1 protein-coding gene is annotated in these 3,640 nt (G+C 40.9%); it reads left to right on the top strand.

Going from position 1 to position 3,640, the window contains the following annotated elements:
- A partial coding sequence (locus Q0212_RS04455; RefSeq protein WP_297922813.1) for a plasmid replication protein, CyRepA1 family occupies positions 1–3,403 on the top strand: 3,403 nt, incomplete at its 5' end.
- Positions 3,404–3,640 lie beyond the last annotated feature (237 nt).

Genomic DNA, 3,640 nt, shown 5'->3' with positions numbered 1-3,640 from the left:
TAAGCGAACAGCAGCAAGCAAAGCAAGTATAGCATATCAATTCACAAGTTTTGATATTGTTAATTCCTGTTTTAGTGAAATCTCAGCTCAAGCGGCAAATGTTGGCATTTGTTGGCAATCAGTACAAAAGTACATCTCATTTAATGGCCGACCCTTAAAAAAAGGCATTGCCTTAACGCCAAAATATAACGGCAAAGTCTTTGTTATTGCGTCAGAACAGGCTTATAAAAAGCATGGTCAAGTTGTCGGTTACTATCCGATAATCACTTTTAAAACCCAAAAGCATGGCGGCATTACCGAAGTTTTTAACGGATTAGAGGCCGCAAAAGATTACTATGACAGATTGCAAGGCAATAGCACCTTATCCGATAACAACCGCATAAAAACAAACTGGGAAGCCAAACGCCAAGCGGAACAAAGAGCCAAACTATCCGAAGAAAAAGCAGCAAAACAAGCAGCTTACAAAGCTAAACGCCTAAATGATTTTCACGAACTTTTCAAAACCTTACCCACTGAAAAAGGCGACCATGCCTACTTAATTAAGAAGTTTGGACACCATGCACCACAAGCCGCGTTATTGCTTGATATGAGACGCGGTAACGATAGGCTAGGCGATTACATAGCCTATGCTTTACATGGTCAAAATGGCCGAGTTATTGGCTATCAGCGCATTTATGCCGAAATACCCAAAGGCCGCGAAGACAACAAGGACTTTATAGGCAAAACTGGCGGAGCGTTTGCAATCGTTGGCGACCCTTCGACTATCTCAGGACGTGCTTATATTGCAGAGGGTTTAAGCAATGCGATTACTTTTACCCTAGCCGAAAATAAAGCGTGTTTTGTTGCGTTAAACGCTGGCAACCTTGAAAAAGTTGTCCCATTTGTTCGTCGTGAATATGCCAACAATATAACCATGTTAGCCGATAACGACCGTAAGAGCTTAGCAGACAATGGCAATATAGGCGTATTTAAGGCATTGAAGGCAATCGACTACAAAGGCGGTAAAGATGATTACTTAATCATTCCCCCATGTAGCGAGGCCGTAAATTGGGACTTTAACGACGTTTTAACGAGCCATGCCTTCGACCTTGAAGCCGTTCGCCTAGTCATTCAAAACAAAGACAACCGACGCAAAAAGAACATTGACCTGATGCAGCACAAAATAGAATGTATCGAGTTAATGCCAAGCAATCAGCGCGAAAAGAATGTGCAATCCTTGTTAGCCTATGCCGTATCAGTTGCGCCTATGCGTTCGTTAGATAAGAGTTTAGAGCGTATCAGCAAGCAATTAGGCGATGATTGGCAAGAGTTTATAGGCTCACGTTTAGACTGGATTTATAAAATATACAACAAGAAAAAAGACAGCGTTAAACAGTTATTTAGCTTTACCGACAAATTGCCCCTATTTTTGGCAATGCAATCGACCATCAAAGAAAACGCCTACTATCTGCTACACAATGCACTTAATGCACCGATGGGGAGTCATTGCATTTATGCTGATAACAGACAAATGGGGGAAGGTAAAACGCTATTCATGGCCGAAATTGCGAAACTGGCTAAACTTATCAAAGGCGTAAGAGTTGGTTATATTGCCCACCGTGTAACGCTTATCGAAAACTCAGCCGCACGACTCGGACTAGAAAATTATCAGAATCTAAAACCGCACAATATGCCTGATGTTCAACACATGGCTATTTGTGCAAACTCTTTAGCGTCATGGTATTTTTCAGACTTTTTTACTGATTGCGACGTGCTATTTATTGACGAAATAAAGCAAGTTTTAGAGCATATTGCTATCGGTTCGTTTGATAATAGAGAACGCGCCAAAGTTTTAGAAATAATCAAAACGGCCATAAAAAACGCAAAACTTGTTATTTGTGCCGATGCCGACCTAGACCAAAAAACATTGGACTTTTTGAAGTCATGCAACAAGCCTATAAGACAAATTGCATCAAGCGTAAACAATGCGCCAAGCGTTGATAAGACAGTCATATATTCAGACCTAAGCACGATACGCGATAAGGCCATAAGCAGCGTTTTAGAGGGTAAAAACACGCTAATACAATGCAGCACCAAAGCAGAAACCGAAAGCCTAAGACTGATATTTTTAGGGCATGGCTTAAATGATGCTGATATTTTAATGGTAAACAGTGACACAAAAGCAGAACAAAAAGAGGCGTTATTCTTAAAAGACCCTGATGCCTACCTGACTGAATATCAGTCGCGTGTGGTTTTAGCTAGTCCGACCATATCAAGCGGTTTTAGTATCGAGCGACCCTATTTTCAGGGAGTGTATTTATTGCAGACAGGTATTTTAACGCCTACCGTAATTATGCAAACCTCAGCGCGTTATCGCCTTGCTAAGGTGATTTATATTGGTTTTGAGGACAACAAAAACCGACCAGAGCCGACCACAGAACAGCAAAAAGTATTAGGCGATATTCTCATAAAAAAGAGATTACAGCTTGCTATTGACCCGACCACCGACCTATTAAAAGGCAATATACAAGGAACACCATTCGACACCCTACGCTATAAAGTAGCGACTCAGCACGACGAAAGCCTAAAGGACTACAACAATAAAACGCTACTTTGTTTTGAGGCCAAAGGGTACACAGTGCAACCCTTAGCCGTAGAGGAACTATCCGAAATAGACTACACAAAAACGTCAAAAAATGCGCGTAAAGCAGTCAAAGCACAGCGCATAGGCGAAATTATGCAGGCCGATATAATCGACGCAAAAACAGCCGACCAATACGAGCGCAAAGCGAACACCACAACACGCAAAGAAAAGCGAGAGCTTGAACGGTACAAAATAACGCAACAATTAGCGACCAGTGAACCATCTTTTGATGATGTTGAATTTTGGGAAGATAACGGGCTTAAAAAGATTCATCTTTTTGAGATTCTACAAAGTGACAAAGAAGCGTGTATTGCTTTTGATAGTCAGCAAGAACTTATTCAAAAGAATCTAACATTGCAGACAAAGGCATTTGCTAAAAATGGCCTATTAAATGCCGTGTTTGAATCACTAGGACTAGACCCCAAAACAGGCAAGGGTTCGTTTGGCCATGATAAGGCCGTGAACACCTTAACCCAGTTATCAAAGTACGATAACGAAATGGCCGCACTTGGTTTAGGCAATTTTGAGAAAGTGAATGATGGTTACGCGGTTCGTACTATAAACAACCTACTTAAAAAACTGGGACTACAAACAGCCAAAGGAGGAAAGAACAGTGCAAGGCGTTATTCAATCAGTGAAGCAGCTTGGCAAACTATGGCTACCTATGCAGAAAATCGAAAGCGGCAAAAGATAAACGTACTAGACCTAAACAAAGCCGCACAAGTATTTAGTTTTATTCCTGATGACGAAATACTAAAAGACTTTGTAAAGGTTGCATAACCATGAAAAAGGGGACAGATAAAACACTATTGTCTAAGCAAAAGTACTTTTTATGTGTCCCCTAGTGGTTAAAAATAGACATACACGCCCTTTTTTTAGGTAATACGAAATATGAAAAGACATTCCGAAGTATAAAAAGGCGAGATAATACGGATTTTACGGACGCTATTAAAAAGGGTTGTCTCGCGTGCGCGCGCGTATCTCTCCACTTATGCTTTTTACGGTTATACGAAATTA

It is taken from the genome of uncultured Agitococcus sp., from assembly GCF_937920075.1.
GTDB lineage: Bacteria > Pseudomonadota > Gammaproteobacteria > Pseudomonadales > Moraxellaceae > Agitococcus.
The sequence above is the reverse complement of the archived record's forward strand: the minus strand, read 5'-3'. Positions and strand labels throughout refer to the sequence as shown.